This window comes from Collinsella sp. AM24-1 (assembly GCF_003470325.1).
GTDB lineage: Bacteria > Actinomycetota > Coriobacteriia > Coriobacteriales > Coriobacteriaceae > Collinsella.
In genome coordinates this window covers 19,222-38,667 of sequence record NZ_QRHM01000008.1, presented here as the reverse complement: position 1 = coordinate 38,667, position 19,446 = coordinate 19,222, and the positions used below count along the sequence as shown (strand labels likewise).

Here is a 19,446-nt window from a genome sequence, read left to right as displayed (position 1 = left end):
GGCTCAGACAAGGTTGTTCAATGATAGGGAGGCATATATGGCAATCAAAGCCATCGCAATGGATATCGACGGTACACTCACCAACGACCAGAAGGTGATCAGCCCGCGTACGCGCGAGAAGCTGCTCGCGGCGCAGGAATCGGGTATTAAGCTCATCTTGGCTTCGGGTCGTCCCGCCTGGGGTCTTCACGCCTTGGCGCAGGAGCTCGACCTTCAAAACCATGACGGTCTGTTAGTTGCCTTTAATGGAGCGCATGTGGTCGACGCTCAGACCGATGAGGTCCTTTTTGACCAAGCCATGCCGGCTGACGAGCTGCACCGTCTGATTGATCATCTGCGCAATTTTGACGTGATCCCTATGATTTCGCTCGGTCGCGATTTGCACGTCGAGGACTCGTACCATTGCATGATCACGCTGCCTGACGGCTCTCAGAAAAACATCGTCAAGTATGAGCGCGATGCGTGCGATCTTAAGATCCGCGAGGTGGAAAGCCTGCATGAGGTCGTTGATGCTTATCCCGTGGACAAGCTGCTGACGGCGGGCGATCCGACCTACCTGCAGGCGCATTACGCGGAAATGTATGCGCCCTTTACCCAGACGCTTTCGGGCATGTTTACGGCTGACTGGTACTTTGAGTACACGGCGCCCGGTATCGACAAGGCCCGTGCGCTCGAGGGTGCCCTGCCCAAGCTCGGCATCGATGCCAGTGAGGTCGTATCGTTTGGCGACGGCCAGAACGACAAGTCCATGATTGAGTGGGCCGGCACCGGTGTTGCCATGGGCAACGCCGTCGATGAGGTTAAGGCTGTGGCCCAGATGGTGACCGCCAATAACAACGAAGACGGTATTGCGGTGGCGCTGGATAAGCTGCTGGGTTAGAATCGCCGATAATGCATGGTTCGGGCGCCTGCTTACAGGCGCCCTTTTGTTAGGGAGGGTGCCGTGTCTGCATTTCCGTTCGACGCCGTTATCTTTGACATGGACGGTGTCATTGTCGATACCGAGTATTACTACCTGGGCGAGACTGCCGCGTTTGCCAAGGAGCTTGGGTTGAACCTGACTCAAGAGGAGTTGAATGGGCAGGTCGGTACCTCGCATCAGTTCTTCCTGCATATGCTGGTCGATTGGTTTGAGCGTGCCGGTAAGGGGCATTTCACTGGCGAAGAAGCGTTGGCCCGTTGGGACGAGTGGGCGCATAAGCGTCTGCGTGACTACCAGGCTTTGATTAACCCGGGCGCTGTGGATACGATTCGAGAGTTGCCGCGCCGTGGCGTTCGCGTGGCGCTTGCCAGCTCGTCTCCCGTGGATAGCATCGAGGAAGTGCTCAACGCGTGTGGGTTGTCGGATGCCTTTGAATATGTGGTGAGCGGCGAGCAGTTTAAGGAGAGCAAGCCCGAGCCCGATATCTACTTGCATGCGCTGGACTTGCTGGGGCTGCCCGCGGACCGCTGCTGCTGCGTTGAGGATTCGGTGCCTGGCATCACTGCCGGCAAGCGAGCCGGCCTGACAGTCATTGCCAAGCGCGAGGAGCGCTTCGGCTTTAGCCAGGATGCCGCGGACAAGATCATCGACCAGCTGCCGGAGCTGCTCACGCTTTCTTAGGAGCGCGGTAGTTGCGCGTTTTTCGGGTCTGATGAGTAAATAGCCGACATTTTGGTGCGACACCTAGCATACTTTAAGCTAATGCGGGCTTAAGGACTTGTTGAATGCCCCTAAGTCCGTTTTAGACTTAATTGTGCTTGGAGAGGGTATATGCCACCGACTGAAGGGCTAACTGACGGTAAAGCAGCGATACCGCTGTACCAACAGGTTATCGATATCATCAAAAACGAAATCAACTCCGGTGCCTACAAGGCAGGCGCGCGGATACCCAACGAATTCGAATTGGCTGAGAGCTATAAAGTTGGCCGCGTTACCGTGCGACGCGCTATTGAGGAGCTCGTCCAACAGGGCTATCTAACGAAGCGACAGGGGAAAGGCACGTTTGTCAATGCCCCCAAGCTCAAACGCAAGATTCGCCAGAAGGATGACGTCCAGAGTTTTTCGGACGCATGCCGCGTAAACGGAATGGAACCGGGGGCGCGTGTCATTTCGAGAAAGATACTGCCGGCGGATTCCACCGAAGCACAGTTCTTTGGTGTTCCCGTTGGAACTGACTTGATTTGCGTTGAGCGCGTGCGTACTGCCGATGGCGTCCCCGTCATGCTCGAGAACAACATATATGTTTACGAGGACAACGCCTATCTATCAACGGCACCTCTATCTAACCAATCCATTTTTGAGTTCGTGCGCAACCGGACGGGTCGCACGCCCGCGTTTACCGACCCATGCACGCTTGAGATCGCGTGCGCGTCGCCCGAGGTCGCTCGGTTGTTGGCAGTTCCCGTTGGCGAACCCTTGTTTTATATGGAAGCCTTCTTTTTCGATGAGCAGCGGCGGCCGTTTATCATCGGTCGTCAGCGGATCGTTGGGTCTCGTTACGTTTTTGACATCTAGGACATTGCGAATGGAAACGCCCGGTGGATCATCTCACCGGGCGTTTCCATACCGTTCACAGCGCAAACGCAACCGTTCAACCGCGTTGCGGCAATCAGTTTGAAATTATCTTGATGACGAGAAAAGCTGCTGGTAACCTATAGAACGTCATAGAACGTTTGCCTTGTGCAAACGTTGAAGCGAGATGCGATGCAGTCTCGAGTTCTTTGGAGGTATCTATGTCAGATACGAAGGCGAAGAAGACAAACAGACGTTTTAAGTTCAAATTACCGCATGTCTATACGATCATGTTCTTGCTGATCGTTGTCTTTGCGGTCTTGACTTGGATCGTTCCCTCTGGTCAGTATCAGCGCAAGACGATTTCGACAGCGGCGGGCGAGCGTGAAGTCGCCGTTGCTGGAACCTATGAACAGGTCGATAAGAACTACACCGATTCCGAGACCGGCGAGACCATCAATTTGGGGCAGGATATCTTCGCGGTCCTGCAAGCGCCCACTAAGGGCATCCAGGAGGCTGCCGACGTCGTTGCGTTCGTCTTATTGATTGGCGGGTCGTTCGCAATCATCACCAAGACCAACGCTTTGAATGCCGGCATGAGCCGTGTGATCAAAAAGCTCAAGAACAAGGATATCCTCATCATTCCCATCACGATGACGTTGCTGTCCATTTGCGGCACCACGTTTGGTATGTCTGAGGAAGCCCTGCCGTTCTATGCCATCTTCATTCCCATCATGATGGGTATCGGTTATGACTCGATGACGGCATTCATCATCTGCTTCCTTGGTCCTAACCTGGGATATTGCGCTTCGACCATCGATCCGTTTAATGTTTTGATCGCCCAGGGCATCATTGGCATCGAGGGCAATCCGCAACTGTGGCTGCGCGCCGTTTCTTGGGTCATCTTCACTGCCGTCGGTATCGCATGGGCCATGCGCTACGCCATGCGCGTCAAGAAAAACCCCGAGTCGTCCATTACGTACGAGGACGATAAGCTCAAGCGTATCGAGTTTTCCGTGACCGATGCCTCCATCGAGGAAGAGTTCACTACCCGTCAGAAGCTCGTGCTTATCGATTTTGCTTGCGGTATGGGCATTATCGTCTGGGGTCTTGTTACCCAGGGTTGGTACATGAATGAGATTTCCGCCGTGTTCCTTGGCATGGGCTTGCTTGCCGGTATCCTGGGCGGTCTTGACCAGCAGACGATTGCTGAGGAGTTCGTTAAAGGTCTCGCCGACTTTGCGTACGCCGCCATCGTTATCGGTATCGCTCGCGGTATTCTGGTCATCGCCGAGGGCGGCATGATCATCGACACCATCCTCCAGGCGCTCGCTACTGCGCTCGCCGGTGCACCCGCCGCCGTCTACACCACGTTTATGTATATCGTCCTTGGCCTGCTCTCTTTGCTGGTTCCTTCGAGTTCTGGCCTGGCGGCACTCACCATGCCCGTTATGGGCCCCCTGACCGAGCTCATGGGCCTCAATCCCGAGGCGGCCGTTACCGCGCTCCAGTTTGCCAACCAGACCATCAACACCATCAGTCCCGTGGCGGGCATGACGGTTGCCGGCCTTGGCGTGGCTAAGATTTCGTTTGGCCAATGGTGGAAGACCATTTGGAAGTTCTTCATCTTCATGGTCGTCTTTGGCCTGATCGTAACTGCAATTTCTGGCATGCTTCCGGCGTAGGTGGTTGTGATGTCTGATCGTTTGACGGTCCTGACGTCTAAGAGCGTCTTTACCGGTACGGGGGACCTGCCGTTTGAAGGTTTCGTAGCGGTCCGTGACAATCGAATTGAGGCGGTTGGCACCAAGTGTGAGGCAGCTTCGTATTTGACCCAGGCGGACGAGGTAGTTGACCTGGGCGACCGCACCGTCATGCCTGGCCTGATCGATGTACATACCTTCTATACAGGCTGGGCGCTGCGGACGTTGGGGTCTGATCTGTCCGGCATCGCCGATGCCAAAGAGGCCGTGTCGCTCTTGCGTGCATGGAAAGAAGATCATCCGGATTGCGCGGCGGCTTTTGGCCGCAACCTGCCCGAAACGTTGGCATCGGATGCCGAGAACGCAGATACGTCAGCTGTGTTTGACGATTGTTTTGGCGATATCCCTGTCGTCTGCTTTACACCGGGTGCGGAGACCTGCGTTCTCAATGCTGCCGCCAGTGCGCGATACGGCTTCACACCCCAGGCGTGCTATGCCGAGAAGATCTGGCGCATGATGAGCGATTTCCTCGCGCTGCCCGAGGTACGTGCGGGGTATTCGGACTACATGAGCATGCTTAACGAGCGCGGCGTTACCGCCATCAAGGAGATGGCGTTTGATGACTACTACGGTTTTGCCGACGAAATGGCTCGCCGTGAGGAATCTGGTGAGCTGACGGTTCGCGTCTCTATGATGTCGCAGCCGGTGGGTGCCGGTGCAAATCTGTCGTATGCTCGCGAGGCACGAGAGCGCTTTCGGGGACCGTTCGTTCGTTTTTCTGGCTTCAACCGTATGACCGATCGCGGCGTATGGGCGGGGCTTGCCGAGATGATTGACCCCTATGAGGACACGGCCGATGCGGGAGCTGCCGGCAAGACGGTTGTCGAGGAGCCCGAGTGGGATCTGATTGAGAACGAGCTGCGCGCAATTGATGCTGACGGCTTCCGATATTCTTTGCATTGCCAGGGCGATGGCGCCGTTCGTCGCACCGTGGCGCTCTATGCCTCGCTGCCTCGAGACGAGCATGGACGGTTGCTTCGCCGCCATGCGATTACCGATCTCGAGAACTCTGACCCGACCGATCTTGTCGAGTTTGGCAAGATAGGTGGAATTTGCGAGGTCTATCCGCAGATTCTGACGCTGGACCGGCGCGAGGATTGCCTGTCGATGATGCGTCGACAAATTGGCGAGACGCGACTTTTGCACAGCTGGAATCGCCGCGGCATGGAAGATTCCGGATGCACGGTGTGCTGTGGTACGGATTTGCCACTGCTGATTCCGAGCCTGGGCGAGTCAATCTACAGCGCGTGCGGTGGATACTTCGACGATGGACTGCCCGTGAATGAGGCCAACGCGCTGACGCTTGTCGAGCTCTTGCGTGCTTGGACTGCCGGGGGCGCGTACGATCTGATGCGCGAAGACGAACTGGGTACGCTTGAGGTCGGCAAGCTTGCCGATATCTGCGTGCTCGATCGGGATGTGTTCGACCTTGATTATCGCGACGCACGCGATCTTTCGGTTGATATGACGATGTCGGACGGACAAATCGTGTTCGATCGAAATAAGGAGGCATAAGATGTCTGAATCCAAACCGACGCTGCGCCGCGAACAGATTGCGGGCATGAATATCCACTACATCATGTGGTCGCTCGATTACTTCCTTGATGTGCAGCAGCGTTTGGGCTTTGAGTCCATTGAGCTGTGGTGTGCGGAGCCGCATGTGACGCTCGACCACACGGGCTACTTTGAGGCTGAGGTCCTGGCGAAAAAGGCTGCAGGCCGTGGGCTTAGGTATCGTACTCTGTGCCCCGAGAATGTTGTCTATCCTTGGCAGTACTGCGCACGCAAACCGCTGCATGAACAGCGCAGCCTGGCGTACTTTAAGCACGGCATTGAGCTTGCCGAGGTACTTGGGTGCGACCGTATGTCCGTCAACTCGGGCTGGGGCGACTGGGACGAGGACCGCGAGGAAGCCTGGAAGCGCAGCCGCGAGCACTTGTCCATTCTGGCGGAGTATGCCGGTGAGCACGGTCTGGTGCTTACGATGGAAAGCCTGCGTCCCGAGGAGAGCAACCTTGTAACGACGGTTTCCGATGCGAAGCGCATGATTGACGAGGTCGCGAGCCCGTACTTACAGCCCATGGTTGATACAACCGCGATGGGCGTTGCGGGCGAGACGCTCGAGGACTGGTTTGCCGCCTTTGGTGATGGGGCAATTCACGAGATGCACTTTATCGACGGTGACCCGTATGGCCATCTGGTGTGGGGCGATGGCAAGCACGATATGGACGCCTTCGTCGCCACGCTTAATGCCCATGGTTTCGATGGCATGCTGGGCCAGGAAATCACGGACGGGCGTTACTACGATGACCCGGCGGCGGCAGATGCCAAGAACATGGCCGCATTCGAGAAATATCTGATTGACTAAAACAACTATCGGCCACGCAGCCAACGTCATTGATTGCGGACCAAACAAGAAAGGAACTGGATATGAACGCACACGATCTGATCAAAGAGGCAATTGCCGAGAAGGGCAAGTTCGACAGCGTCTACTGGATTGCTTGCGGTGGCTCCATGATCGATTTGATCCCGGCTCATGAGCTTCTGCAGCGCGAGGCAACCACCTTCACTTCGTATATCTATACGGCTCGCGAGTTTGATATCATGCGCCCGCGCCGCTTGGGTGAGAAATCCCTGGTCATTGCTTGCAGCCACAGCGGCAACACCCCCGAGGTCGTCGAGGGCTGTGAGATTGCCCTTGCTGCCGGCGCTACGGTGATCGCCCAGACCGACAACGCTGGATCCAAGATTGACTCCGGCAAGTGGACCACGTGGGTCTACCCGTGGGGCGAGGGCGTGCCGCAGGCCGAGGTCCCCGCTGGCATTTCGCTGTCGCTTGCGGCCGAGCTGCTCGATCAGCAGGAGGGCTACGCCGATCTTGCCGATATGTATGCCGGTATCGCCGAGATGGATAAGATTCTTCCCCCGGCACGTGAGAAGGTAAATGCCGAGCTAGGCGATCGTTTTGCCAAGCTTTGCCAGGAGCACGAGTTCTTCTACATTCTGGGCAGCGGTCCCAACTTTAGCCAGACCTACGGTTTCGCTATCTGCTCTCTTATGGAGATGCAGTGGCAGCACTGCAGCTACATCCACTCTGCCGAGTACTTCCACGGCCCCTTCGAGGCTACTCAGGATGGCGTTTTTTACTTCCTGCAGATGGGCTCCAGCGAGTGCCGTGCTATGGACGAGCGCGCCCTTGCGTTCCTTAAGACGCATACCGATACGCTGATGGTGCTCGATGCCAAGGAGTACGGTATGGAAGCCGTGCCGGCGAGCGTCCGTGCCTATCTGGACCCGGTGCTGTTCTACGCCATGAACTGCGAGCTGCGTGCTGCGCGCGGCAAGGTGTTTGATCACGATCCCGATTTCCGTCGCTATATGGGTGTTGTCGAGTACTAGAAGGGGCAAAGGCCATGGCATTTAACGTTAACGCGCTCGGATTTGGCGACAACGTCGTCGATCGCTACGAGCATATCCACACCATGTATCCCGGCGGCAATGCGGTGAACTTCGCCGTTTATGCCAAGAAATGCGGTGCCGCACGCTCTGCATACATGGGCATTTTTGGCAATGACGCCGCTGCCGAGCATGTCATTGCAAGCCTCGAGGATGAGGGTATCGAGCTTGACAAGTGCGAGCAGATGATTGGCGAGAACGGAGCGGCTCGCGTGACCGTCGTTGACGGTGACCGTGTCTTCCTCGGTTCCAACGAGGGCGGTATCCGTGGCGATGCGCGCTATGTTCTCGATCGCTTTGACCTTTCGTACATGAAGCAGTTCGATGTGGTTCATTCGGGCAACTATTGCTTCACCGAGCGCGAGCTGCCCAAGTTGAAGGCTGCGGGCGTCACGGTCTCTTTTGACTTTTCGGACGACTCCACCGACGAGTACTACGAGCAGATTGCGCCCTACGTCGATTTTGCTTTCTTTAGTGCGGCGGATGCCGCGAGTGAGGACGAGATTCGCGAGCGTCTGGCATGGGTGAAGGGTCTGGGTCCGCGTTTTGTGTCGGCTACGGCGGGCGCCGAGGGCTGCATCGCTTACGACGGCGAGCGTTATTACCGCCAGCTGGCTAAACCGGTAACGGACATGAAGGACACCATGGGGGCGGGCGACTCGTTCCTCACCTCGTTTTTGATGTGCTATCTCGATTCCGTCAAGCGTGGTGAGGGTGGCGCCGAGGCCATCGAGCGCGCGCTCGACTTTGCTGCCGGGTTTGCCTCGACCGTGTGCGGCATGGAAGGTTCTTGGGGCCACGGAGCACCAATCGTCGAATAGCTTAAGAAAGCGTACGGCGGTCTGGCTATGAGGCCTTGGACAGCCGATGCAAAACAATAAGCGAAACGCGAAAAGGGGGCTCGCCATGTGGTGGGTCCCCTTTTGAACATTGGAGAAGACCATGGGTATTAAAGCGTGTGCGGCTGGTTTTTGCTGTGCGGACGTCTATCAAAACATCGGCGTGTTCTATCCGACTGGTAATGGCATTGACTGGGGTATCCATCTTGCACGAATGGGCGTTTCGGTATCCGCCGTGTCGGTTGTCGGCAAGGACGAGTACGGAGACAAGATGGGAGAGGCGCTGGCCGCCGAGGGGTTTGATATCTCTCATCTGCGGGTGGAGGATGGCGACACCTCGGTGATGCTCCTGGCATTGAAAGACGGCGTCGATCGCGTGCATCTCGAGGCGATCGATGGCGTAATGGAGACATATCGTCCGAATGAAGATGACCGGGCGTTTATCCTAGAGCATGACATCATTCATACCGACCTGTTTGGCAATTGTTTGGACCTCCTGCCCGAATGGCATGATGCGGGCAAGACGGTGGTTATGGACTTCTCGGTGTTCAGCCAGGATCCCGAATATGCATGCGAGGCTCATTTTCCTTACGTAGATTATGCGTTCATGTCGTTTGAAGAGGACACTCCGGAGCTGCGGGACTGGGTACGCCACGTGCAGGAATTGGGACCGCGCGTTGCGGTTGCCACGCTTGGCGAGAAGGGGAGCATTGCCTATGACGGTGAGCGCTTCTATGAGTGCGGGATCGTACCGGCGGAGAGGGTCGTTAATACCGTGGGTGCCGGCGATTCGTATATTGCCGGGTTTACCAAGGGCGTGATCGATGGTCTTGATATTCCGGCGTGTATGAAGACGGGCGCTGAGCTGTCGTCCCGAGTGATTGGTTCGTTTGAGCCGTACTAGGGTCAAATGCCTGGAAAGGAGTACGAAATGGTTATCGACATGTTGGTCCAGCCCATGCTCTACGGCGAGATCTGTACGCCGGGTGATGAGCCTGATGGATTCGGTTTTTGGTCACGAGAATTTGGTATGGGGCATATGGGCCCTATGGATTGGGATGAGCTTCAAGTCGAGATGGACGTCTGCGACGTGCAGAAGAGCGTGCTCATGCCGCTCGATGTAACCACGGCATGCGGAGGGCGCTTTGGCACCAATGACCAGATTGCCATGCTGGTTGCCGCACATCCCGATCGTCTGTGGGGATTTGCGAGCGTAGACCCGCAGGTGAGCGGTGCCGCAGACGAATTGGAGCGCGCCTTTACCGAGTTGGGGGCAAAGGGGCTTTGCCTGCATCCTGCAAAGCAGGGTTTTGCCCCCGATGATGCTGTGGCCGAGCCGCTTTACGAACTGTGCGAGCGCTATAACAAGCCGGTGGTTTTCCATGCCGGTATGTCTTGGGAGCCGGGCGCAGAGCTCTCGCGCAGTAACCCGCTTGCATTTGAGCACACAATCGCAACGCATCCAAATGTGCGTTTTAGTTTGACCCATTTTGGCTAGCCCTGGGTGCGCGAGACCGTGGCGATGCTGCTCAAGTATCCCAACTGCTACGCGGACACCTCTATCACTTACATCGATTCGCCCGAGGAGATGATGCAGCGTCTTTTCACGGTCGATATGGGGCCGCTGTGGTATGAGCGCGCGCTATCGCACCAAGTGATGTTCGCCAGCAATACGCCGCGCTTCCGTGCATTCAAACTCAAGCGGGCGCTCGATACCGTGCCCATGCGCGATGATGCGCGAGAAAGGCTCTACTGGGGTAATGCCCTGCGTTTTCTTGAAGGGGATGAGTGAACACGGTGACGCTCGAGACATTGAGCTATCTATCGACTGCTCCGGACCAGTTCATCGATATTACCGAGGACGTGCACGCTGTCATCGAACGCAGCTCGGTGACCAATGGCTTGGCGGCGATTATTTTGTCGCATACGACCTGCGGAATCGTGGTAAACGAGGGGCTGCCCTGCGTGGAGACGGATCTTATGGAGACGCTTGATCGCATCGCCCCACTCGATGCCCCCTATGCGCATGCACACTTCCTGCCGAGCTATGGAGCCACCGGTAACAACTCCTGTGGGCATATCAAGAGCATGATTTGTGGAAACAGTTGCTTCTTTCCCGTCCAAGATGGCCACATCGTGTGCGGAAGTGCCCAGAACATCTATCTTGCGGAGTTTGACGGTCCGCAGAAGCGAAAAGTGTACGTCGAGGTGCTGGGGGAGTAACGTCCCTGCAATAACCCTATGAAGGAGCACGTTATGTCGTTTCTAACTTCGATGTTCAAGAACGAAAAGCCGGTTATCGGAATGCTGCACCTGCGTCCTCTGCCGGGCGATCCGCTGTATTACCCGGGCGGAAGCGTATCGCAGGTCGTGGAAGCCGCCAAGCGCGATCTCGAGGCGTTGCAGCAGGGCGGTGTCGATGGCATTTTGATTACCAATGAGCTCTCGATGCCCTATGAGCAGCATGTTTCTCCCTCAACCCTTGCATCGATGGGCTATGTAATCGGGGCTCTGTCCCATGATCTGTCGACTCCTTGGGGAGCTGAGGCAATTTACGATGGTGATGCCACAATCGAGCTGTGCGCTGCCGTCGACGCGCAGTTCACGCGCTGCAATTTTTGCGGTGCCTGGGCCGGTGATCTCGGGCTGATTAACCGAGATTTCGCTCACACCATGCGTCGCAAGGCGGCGCTGCGCTTGGACGACCTCAAGCTTTTTCACTTCATCACGAGCGAGGGCGAGGTTTATCTCAACGACCGCACGACCGCGGACATTGCCGATTCACTTCTCTTTAATTGCCTACCGGATGCGATGGTCATCGGCGGTTCGGCTGCCGGTCGTGGCGCTTCGGGCGAGCTTGCCGACGAGGTCCGCGAGCGTGTTGGCGAAGTGCCCGTGGTATGTGGCACCGGTTGTCGCGAAAATACCGTGGCTGACGTATTTGCTCACTACGATGGCGCGTTTGTCGGCACGTGCTTAAAGCGCGACGGAAAGCTGGATGCCCCGATTGATGTTGAGCGGGTGGTTCGTTTTATGGCTGCCGCTCGTACGGCGCGAGGGGAGTAGGCACCTATGGCGCTCTATCTGGGTATTGATATTGGGACAAGCGCCTCTAAAGGCGTTTTAATCGATGATCGATGCAACATCGTTTGCCAAGCCTCTTGTGGACATGAGACGGACAACCCGTGTGATGGATGGTACCAGCATGATGCTGAGGCAGTTTGGTGGGGCGATTTTTGCCGCTTGTCGCGCGAGCTGGTGATGCGATCGGGGGTTAACGCGGCGCAGATCGGATGCGTGGGCCTTTCCGCATTGGGTTGCGACTGTGTGCCGGTCGATACCGAGTGCAACGCGCTGGCGCCCGCGATTTTGTATGGAGTCGATGCACGTTCGAAGCCGCAGATTGACGAGCTCCTTTCCGAATATGGGTCAGGTCGCGCACGCGAACTTTTCGGGCACGATCCCTGCTCATCAGATATTGCTCCTAAGATCTTATGGTTTAAGGAGAATATGCCCGAGGTGCACGAACGTGCCGCGAAGTTCCTGACGGCATCATCGTTTCTATGCGCAAAGTTGACGGGGCGTTTTACGGTGGACCGTTACTTGGCGGAGGATTTTCTTCCCCTATACGACCGCTACACTTGGAGGGTTGATGCTCGGGAATGTGCTCGTTTCTGCCGGCCTGACCAGATGGCGGAGGTAATGTCGGCTACCGATATTGCCGGGGTGATTACGCAGCGCGCGGCTGAGGCGACAGGGCTCGCGGCAGGGACACCTGTCTTAGTGGGAACGGGCGACTCTGGTGCCGAGGCCATTTCGACGGGTGTATTTCGTCCCGGCGATATGATGGTTCAGTTGGGGAGCACGGCGTATTTCATCTACCTAGCTGATCATATGGTCGATGATGCCCGCCTGTGGCCAGGGACGTTTATCATTCCCGGAACTTACGGGATCTGCGCGGGGACCAATACGGCGGGTGCACTCACATCGTGGCTGCGCCAAGAACTGTATCGCGACGCCGTGGAGGCCGAGGGCCACGGTGGCCCCGATGCATATTCGGTCATGGCGCATGATGCCGCCGATGTGGCGCCGGGTGCCGATGGGCTCCTGTGCCTGCCGTACTTTGCGGGGGAGCGTACTCCGCTCAACGATCCCGAGGCGCGTGGCGTCTTCTTTGGCCTGACCGGAAGGCATACGCGAGCCCATATGGTTCGCGCCGCCTTGGAAGGCGTCGCGTATACCGTTGCATCCCATGTCGACATTATCGAGCGAGAGCATGGACTGCCAATTGGGCGCATTATGCTTGTCGGAGGTGGAACCAAGAATCCAGTTTGGATGCAGGCTATCGCCGACGTATGCGGGCGCGAGGTCTCGGTTGCCAAGGTTACGGTGGGCGCATGCTTCGGTGATGCCATCATGGCAGCTCTCGCAGGTGGCGCCTATGCATCATGGGATGAACTCGCCCAAGTCCTTGGCGTTGCACAAACAATCGTGCCCGATATGGCTGCCCACGAGCTATATGCGTCGCGTCGTCATATCTTTGACGAATTGTATGCACGCAACCGTGATCTCATGCACGAATTGGTGTAATGCTGCCGAATTGTACTGCCTGCCAATAGGGACTGCGTTGTGCGATTCGCATGTCCCTTGGCATTTTTGCCCACAGGGGTTAGCGAAGGTCAAAAACAGAGTGCGCAGTTGCTAAAACTACCGACTCGATGCGCTTTGCGTCACAGTTTTTGAGTGAGGCAATGTGCATCGAGGTCCTTGCGAGCGATCTGATGAGCGATTGCACACTTGTTTCTGTGTTTGGCTCGGCCGGCGCATCGGTCTCGAGCAGTAGACGGTCGAGTGTAATCTGTCGGGCATATTCGCGACCGCGCTTGGTGGCGAGCATACGCTCGTTCACGGAAAAATAGCAGCCTGCGTTTCGCGCGCGGACGAGTTCGTCCGAAGTGCCGCTAAACCAGTGGAAGATGATAACGGGGGAGTCGGAGTTTGGGATGAGTAGTCCATGCGATTCGAGGACGTTCAGTACGGTTCCCGCCGAACGAACGGCGTGAATTGATATCACGCGCCCGGTAAGAGGATGCTGCACGAGCGCATCGCAGAGCCGGTCAAATGCCTGTATTTGTAGCGGCTCACTTCCAGCAAAGCGCGCGGAAAAGTCGAGTCCGACCTCGCCGATCAAGCGTTCTTGTGCGGCGACTTCGCAAAGCAGATTGATTTCAGCGTTGCCACATCGTCCGTCGGCGAGCCACCAGGGATGGAGGCCGATGCCGGCAAAGATATTTGAACGGCCGCAGGTGCGCTTCTTGGCGCGTGCAAAGTCGTGCGGATCGACGCCGCAGTCAAATAGAACCAGGCCAAGCGCCGTTGCCTCATCGGCAACGGCGTCCGGGTGAGCCATTAGATCAAGATGGCAGTGTGCATCAAATAACCGGGGCTCCATCTCGGCGCGCTCCGCTAGTCTAGGCGCTGGCCATCGGCGCGCACGCGCTCGGTGCCGCGGCCACTGATCTGACGGATAACCTCGCCGGCGATCATCTGGCCCATGATGGGCGGCATAAAGCTGGCGGTTCCCAGCTCGGTGCGCTCGTGGATGTTGGAAGGATCGCGGGGCTGTGTCTTAACCGATTCCTCGCAGCTAAACAGTACGTGTAGGCTCTTGATTCCGCGCTTCTTACATTCTTTGCGCATAATGCGGCTCATGGGGTCACGTACCGTATCGAAGATGTCGGCAAAGCGGAGGCACTCGGGATGGAGTTTGTTGGCCCCGCCCATGGAGCTAACCAAACGGATGTCATGGTCCTGAGCATATTTGGCAATGGTGAGCTTGGCCGAGATGGTGTCGATGGCGTCGACGACGTAGTCGAGCTTGCCACCCGTCTGCTCCAAAACGCCCGCGAAGAACTCGTCGATGTTGTCGCTCAGCAGGTATTCGGTGCGCTTGATAACGCTGGCGGCGGGATTGATGTCGTGGATCATGGCTTCCATCACGTCAACCTTGCGCTTGCCGACGGTGCTGTGAAAGGCGATGGCCTGGCGGTTGATGTTGCTGGGCGCGATGATGTCCTTGTCCAGGATCACAAAATGACCGATGCCGCCGCGGGCGAGCGCTTCGCAGCAGTTGGATCCCACGCCGCCACAGCCCAGCACCAGCACCGTGGCGTTGGCAAGTTTATCGAGCGCCTCACGGCCCATGATGATCTCGAGCTTGGTGTCGCGTGTCTCGACGGGAGCTGCGGCTGCGGTTTCGGTCATAGATGTCCTCCGATGGGGAAGCGGATCGTGTTTGGGCTATCGCCATTATAGGGATTATCACGATTCCATTTGAGCCCTAGGGGCTTGTTGAAATGAGATCGGGATTCGCATAAGATGAAGCAGATGGCACCCGTTGCAGCGGGTTGGCCGACTCCAAAACACGTTTGTAGCGTGAGAAGTGGCCGTCTTCGCATTACGCGGAGGCGGCTATTTTTTTGAGTACAAGATTAGACAGTTAGACAAACATCTAAATATCGAGTATAGTGTGCGCGTCATGAGAGATGATGAGAGGAGGTCTTATGCCGGGAGAGGGTTTTAAGGCGCTTGCCGATCCAACGCGACGGCGCATTTTGGAGTTGCTGCGCGAGGGCAATTGCACGGCGGGGGAGCTTGCCGAGCATTTCGATATCAGTAAGCCGTCGCTAAGCCATCACTTGGCGACGCTCAAAAATGCCGGGTTGGTGACCGACGAGCGCCATGGCCAAAACATCGTATACAGCTTAAACACCACCGTCATGCAGGATTTAATTGGCTGGTTTATGGGCTTTACAAACACTGAAGGTGATAAGGATGAATAACGAAAACAAGGGCATTCACCCCACGGGGGTATCGTCGCGCGTGTGGATTGCGCTGGTCGCTCTGTGCGTCGCCAATGTCGTAGCGCACCTCATGGTGATGCCGAGCTTGCCTGCGCAGATTCCCACGCACTGGGGCGCGAACGGCGCCGTCGACGGTTGGGGTCCTAGCTGGATGGCCTCCGCGCTCGGCGCGCTGCCTCTGGCGCTTCTCGCAATGTTCTGCGTGGTGCCGCGCATCGACCCCAAAGGCGAGGCATATCGAACCTCGGGCAAGTTCTATCAGGGCTTCGTAATCGCCTTCACCTTGTTCATGTGCGCCATAAGCTGGCTGGGAGAGCTTACGGTCTGGGGCGTGGTGCCGGCGGTCGGTTCGGTTAACGTGCTGATTTCCGGTGTTGTCGGTTTGCTGTTCATCGGCGTAGGCAACTACTTGCCGCGTGTGAAGCAGAACTATACGCTCGGTATCAAGACACCTTGGGCGCTTGCCGATCCCGAGAACTGGCGCCGTACGCAGCGTTTTGGCGGCGCCTGCTTTATGGTGCTGGGTATTGGCCTGATTGTGATGGGCGTGGCAGGCAGCGTGCTTTCGAGTGAAGTCGTCGCCGCGGTGATTGCGGTTCTGGCGTTTGGTTCGGTTGGAGCCGTCTACGTCTACTCGTATCTGTTGTGGCGCAAATCGCAGCGAGCCGCTCGTTAAGGTTGCGGAAAACTAGCGTACGCAGTTCATAGTATGTTCCGGGGGACTTTTCCCAGGTAGTATTAGGGGGTGTGGGCAACCATGCCCCTTTTTCGTTACGTTTCAGAGCTGGTTTCCTCATTTCGTTTCTACTAAAGCGAATCAAGAATAGGGAAACAGCAGGTAGAAAGGATAGAACAGGCAAATGGCAGAGTTTATCTACCAGATGTATCAGGCTCGCAAGGCCCATGGCGACAAGGTAATCCTTGACGACGTGACCCTGAGCTTCTACCCCGGTGCCAAGATCGGCGTCGTGGGTCCCAACGGCATGGGCAAGTCGACCCTGCTCAAGATCATGGCCGGCATCGAGGAAGTTTCCAACGGCGATGCCAGGCTCACCCCCGGCTACACCGTGGGTATCCTGCAACAGGAGCCGCCGCTCGACGACGACAAGACCGTCATCGAGAACGTGCGCATGGCGTTTGGCGACATGATTGCCAAGGTCGATCGCTTCAACAAGATCGGCGAGGAGATGTGTGACCCGGACTGCGACATGGACGCCCTCATGGCAGAGATGGGCAAGCTCCAGGACGAGATTGACGCCGCCGACGGCTGGGATATCGATTCCAAACTCGGCCAGGCCATGGACGCTCTGCAGCTGCCCGATTCCGACATGCCGGTCAACGTGCTTTCCGGCGGCGAGCGCCGCCGTGTGGCCCTGTGCAAGCTGCTGCTCGAGGCTCCCGACCTTCTGCTGCTCGACGAGCCCACGAACCACCTGGACGCTGAGTCGATCCTGTGGCTCGAGCACTTCCTGCACAACTACCAGGGCGCGGTGCTTGCCGTCACGCACGATCGCTACTTCCTGGATAACGTTGCCGAGTGGATCTGCGAGGTCGACCGCGGCCACCTCTATCCCTACAAGGGCAACTACTCCACGTATCTGGAGACCAAGGCCGCGCGTATCGAGGCGCAGGGCAACCGCGATGCCAAGCTCGCCAAGCGCATGGAGGCCGAGCTCGAGTGGGTACGCAGCTCGCCCAAGGCTCGCCAGGCCAAGAACAAGGCCCGTCTGGCTCGCTACGAGGAGATGGAGGCCGAGGCCCGCGCAAGCCAGAAGCTCGACTGGACCGACATCCGCATCCCTGTGGGCCCGCGTCTGGGCAACAAGGTGCTCGAGGCCCATCACCTGCACAAGGAGTTCGATGGCCGCGTGCTCATCGACGACCTTTCATTCACCCTGCCGCGTAACGGCATCGTGGGCGTCATCGGCCCCAACGGTGTCGGCAAGACCACGCTCTTCAAGACCATCGTGGGTTTGGAGCCGCTGACTTCGGGCGAGCTCGAGGTGGGCGAGACCGTCAAGATTTCTTACGTCGACCAGAACCGTTCCGGCATCGACCCCGATAAGAACCTATGGGAGGTCGTCTCGGACGGCCTGGACCACATGATGGTCGGCGAGACCGAGGTTCCGAGCCGCGCGTACGTGGCGAGCTTTGGCTTTAAGGGCCAGGACCAGCAGAAGCGCGCCGGCGTACTCTCCGGTGGCGAGCGCAACCGTCTGAACTTGGCGCTCACGCTCAAGCAGGGCGGCAACCTGTTGCTCCTCGACGAGCCCACGAACGACCTCGACGTCGAGACGCTGTCCTCGCTCGAAGCGGCGCTGCTCGAGTTCCCGGGCTGCTCGGTGGTCATTAGCCACGACCGTATGTTCCTAGACCGCGTTGCCACGCACATCCTGGCGTGGGAGGGCACCGACGAGAACCCGGGCAACTGGTATTGGTTCGAGGGCAACTTCGAGGCCTATCAGGCCAACCGCATCGAGCGCCTGGGCGAGGACGCAGCCCAGCCGCATCGTATTCACCGCAAGCTGACGCGCGATTAGTCGAGCTCAGGTGACCTAATGAGAAAGGGACGATAACCTTGAGGGTTATCGTCCCTTTTTGTTACTTGGTAGAAGGTTCGACTTTATCGATGGTCCAGGCGGCTCCGAGACCGCCGGTGGTGTTGCGGCGGATGCGCACGGCAACCTCGCGACGCTCGCCGGCCTGCGTGTGGCGCAGGGGGAAGCTTGCGCGGTTTCGCGCGGCCTCGATGGTACCGCGCTCGCGGGCGATCCAGTAGTACTCGCCGACGATGCCGAGCGTGTCGGCGCCGTAGGGGAGATAGGTCGACAGCTGGTGCAGAAGCGGGCCGGGGCAGAAGACTTCGGTTGCGAAATCGATGGGGAAGTCCTCGGGGATGGTCGGTGCTGCGGGTGCGGGGGTTGGGGCCGCTGCGGGTGCCGAAGCCGGTGCGGATGCGGGTATTTGGTCGCAAGCAGCGACGGGCACGGATTCGATGACGGGTGCGGGCTCCGGCGTTACTTCCGGCTTGATCTCGGAATCTGCGGGCTTCACGGTGACGGGCGCGTCTGCAACTGCGGTTTCAACCTCAACCTGCGTCGCGTTCTCGTTCTCGACGCTCGGCTTTGCCTCGATGGGCGTGGATGCCATGGTGGTGATGCCGGCGTTGGCGTTCTCGGGGTCATAGACGACCGTAAGCGAGATGGCAGGCTGCGGCGTCTCGGGTTCCAGCGTCGACTCGGTAGCGTCTTGATCGGCGGACTCGTCGGGTTGATCGTCCTCGGCCTCGTCGCCAAAGACATCGCTGTTTTGGAACGCAGGCGTCTCGGGTTGGTTGGCGGCCTCTTCGGTTGTCGACTTGGGAGCCTCGTTGAGCTCCGCAGTGGCTTCCTGCTCTGATATGACTTCGGGATCGGTCGTGGCGGCGATTTCGGTTTCGGCTTCTGCTGTTACCTCAATAGCGACTTCGATCTCTGTCTCGGGCTCGGGCCCCGGCACAGCTTCAACCGCGGCTTCTGGTTCGGGACGCTTAACGTGCTTGGGGCGCACAGCCTTGAGGTCCTTCTCACTGCGCTTTTTCTTTTTGTAGGACTGCTTAGCGCCCTTGGCGGTCTTGGGCTTGTCCTCGCCCTTGGCAAGTGCGACATCCCAGGCCTCGTTGGCGATGACGGTGGCATACAGGCGACCGCCCTTAAAGACGGTCAGCTTAATGCAGTCGTCAAGCTCTTCGAGCAGCTCGCGCGTGGATTCGAAGCCCAGGTCATAAGCGGTCATGTCGCCAGCGGTGAGCGCCTCCTCGACCTGTGTCATAAACGTTTGCTTGCCACACCCAATCGCATCGCGCAGCAGGCGATACAGATAGATGTGGTTGCCCAGCGATAGCGTGGGCCTAACTATTGTCTTGCTCATGGCAAATCTCCTCTTTACACATGTAAAGCATCTTACCATCGCATGGCACTCGCCATGGCGGCGCCCAAGGCAAACGGGCGCGAACCGCTGTCGGTTCGCGCCCGTTGTACAGGTTGCCTATC

Annotated in this window: 18 protein-coding genes and 1 pseudogene; 16 read left to right on the top strand and 3 right to left on the bottom strand. The window is 57.7% G+C overall.

What is annotated here, in order from left to right; all coding sequences use genetic code 11:
• The first annotated feature begins 37 nt into the window (after positions 1–37).
• From DW661_RS04455 to DW661_RS04395, 13 genes and pseudogenes are all read left to right on the top strand, one after another.
• Positions 38–880 (top strand): Cof-type HAD-IIB family hydrolase, encoded by an 843-nt coding sequence (locus tag DW661_RS04455; protein ID WP_187364984.1) that lies wholly within the window; start codon positions 38–40, stop codon positions 878–880.
• Between the two features lie 63 nt (positions 881–943).
• Positions 944–1,603, top strand: a complete 660-nt coding sequence (locus DW661_RS04450; protein ID WP_316242604.1) for an HAD family phosphatase — start codon at positions 944–946, stop codon at positions 1,601–1,603.
• 150 nt (positions 1,604–1,753) lie between these two features.
• Complete coding sequence (locus tag DW661_RS04445; protein ID WP_117786622.1) at positions 1,754–2,497, top strand: GntR family transcriptional regulator; 744 nt, start codon at positions 1,754–1,756, stop codon at positions 2,495–2,497.
• Positions 2,498–2,715: 218 nt separating this feature from the next.
• Positions 2,716–4,179 (top strand): YfcC family protein, encoded by a 1,464-nt coding sequence (locus DW661_RS04440; RefSeq protein ID WP_117716559.1) that lies wholly within the window; start codon positions 2,716–2,718, stop codon positions 4,177–4,179.
• 9 nt (positions 4,180–4,188) lie between these two features.
• Positions 4,189–5,772 (top strand): amidohydrolase, encoded by a 1,584-nt coding sequence (locus tag DW661_RS04435; RefSeq protein ID WP_118934798.1) that lies wholly within the window; start codon positions 4,189–4,191, stop codon positions 5,770–5,772.
• A 1-nt stretch (position 5,773) separates the two neighbouring features.
• Positions 5,774–6,625, top strand: a complete 852-nt coding sequence (locus DW661_RS04430; protein WP_118328647.1) for a sugar phosphate isomerase/epimerase — start codon at positions 5,774–5,776, stop codon at positions 6,623–6,625.
• A 62-nt stretch (positions 6,626–6,687) separates the two neighbouring features.
• Entirely contained in the window at positions 6,688–7,656 is a 969-nt protein-coding gene (locus tag DW661_RS04425; protein WP_022094440.1) for an SIS domain-containing protein, read from the top strand.
• Between the two features lie 14 nt (positions 7,657–7,670).
• The gene (locus tag DW661_RS04420; RefSeq protein ID WP_118934797.1) at positions 7,671–8,534 is read left to right on the top strand and encodes a PfkB family carbohydrate kinase; all 864 of its coding nucleotides are present in this window, start codon (positions 7,671–7,673) and stop codon (positions 8,532–8,534) included.
• Positions 8,535–8,655: 121 nt separating this feature from the next.
• A complete protein-coding gene (gene frlD / locus DW661_RS04415) occupies positions 8,656–9,456 on the top strand; it encodes a fructoselysine 6-kinase (protein ID WP_118934794.1) in 801 nt (266 codons plus the stop codon).
• 6 nt (positions 9,457–9,462) lie between these two features.
• A pseudogene (locus DW661_RS04410) lies at positions 9,463–10,344 on the top strand (amidohydrolase family protein).
• Positions 10,341–10,775 carry a secondary thiamine-phosphate synthase enzyme YjbQ gene (locus DW661_RS04405; RefSeq protein ID WP_233547452.1) on the top strand — a complete coding sequence of 145 codons (435 nt, stop codon included), beginning with the start codon at positions 10,341–10,343 and terminating at the stop codon, positions 10,773–10,775. Before DW661_RS04410 ends, DW661_RS04405 begins: the two are co-directional and overlap by 4 nt.
• Positions 10,776–10,808: 33 nt before the next feature.
• Positions 10,809–11,618 (top strand): BtpA/SgcQ family protein, encoded by an 810-nt coding sequence (locus DW661_RS04400; RefSeq protein ID WP_233503156.1) that lies wholly within the window; start codon positions 10,809–10,811, stop codon positions 11,616–11,618.
• Between the two features lie 6 nt (positions 11,619–11,624).
• Positions 11,625–13,142 carry an FGGY-family carbohydrate kinase gene (locus tag DW661_RS04395; RefSeq protein WP_118934792.1) on the top strand — a complete coding sequence of 506 codons (1,518 nt, stop codon included), beginning with the start codon at positions 11,625–11,627 and terminating at the stop codon, positions 13,140–13,142.
• Positions 13,143–13,221: 79 nt separating this feature from the next.
• Here the strand turns inward: DW661_RS04395 and DW661_RS04390 are convergent, their stop codons facing one another.
• Positions 13,222–14,004, bottom strand: a complete 783-nt coding sequence (locus DW661_RS04390) for a TatD family hydrolase (RefSeq protein WP_118934790.1) — start codon at positions 14,002–14,004, stop codon at positions 13,222–13,224.
• Positions 14,005–14,018: 14 nt separating this feature from the next.
• Positions 14,019–14,816 (bottom strand): ThiF family adenylyltransferase, encoded by a 798-nt coding sequence (locus DW661_RS04385; protein ID WP_118934787.1) that lies wholly within the window; start codon positions 14,814–14,816, stop codon positions 14,019–14,021.
• A 299-nt stretch (positions 14,817–15,115) separates the two neighbouring features.
• Between DW661_RS04385 and DW661_RS04380 the strand changes: the two genes are divergently transcribed.
• The 3 genes from DW661_RS04380 to ettA all read left to right on the top strand — a co-directional run bounded on the left by DW661_RS04380 (position 15,116) and on the right by ettA (position 17,955).
• Positions 15,116–15,394 carry an autorepressor SdpR family transcription factor gene (locus DW661_RS04380; RefSeq protein WP_022094448.1) on the top strand — a complete coding sequence of 93 codons (279 nt, stop codon included), beginning with the start codon at positions 15,116–15,118 and terminating at the stop codon, positions 15,392–15,394.
• Positions 15,387–16,091, top strand: coding sequence for an SdpI family protein (locus DW661_RS04375; protein WP_117583905.1), 705 nt, complete (start codon positions 15,387–15,389; stop codon positions 16,089–16,091). The genes DW661_RS04380 and DW661_RS04375 overlap by 8 nt, the downstream gene beginning before the upstream one ends.
• A gap of 184 nt (positions 16,092–16,275) precedes the next feature.
• The gene (ettA, locus tag DW661_RS04370; protein WP_055251458.1) at positions 16,276–17,955 is read left to right on the top strand and encodes an energy-dependent translational throttle protein EttA; all 1,680 of its coding nucleotides are present in this window, start codon (positions 16,276–16,278) and stop codon (positions 17,953–17,955) included.
• Between the two features lie 61 nt (positions 17,956–18,016).
• Here the strand turns inward: ettA and DW661_RS04365 are convergent, their stop codons facing one another.
• Positions 18,017–19,324, bottom strand: coding sequence for a hypothetical protein (locus tag DW661_RS04365; RefSeq protein ID WP_118934785.1), 1,308 nt, complete (start codon positions 19,322–19,324; stop codon positions 18,017–18,019).
• Between the last annotated feature and the right edge of the window lie 122 nt (positions 19,325–19,446).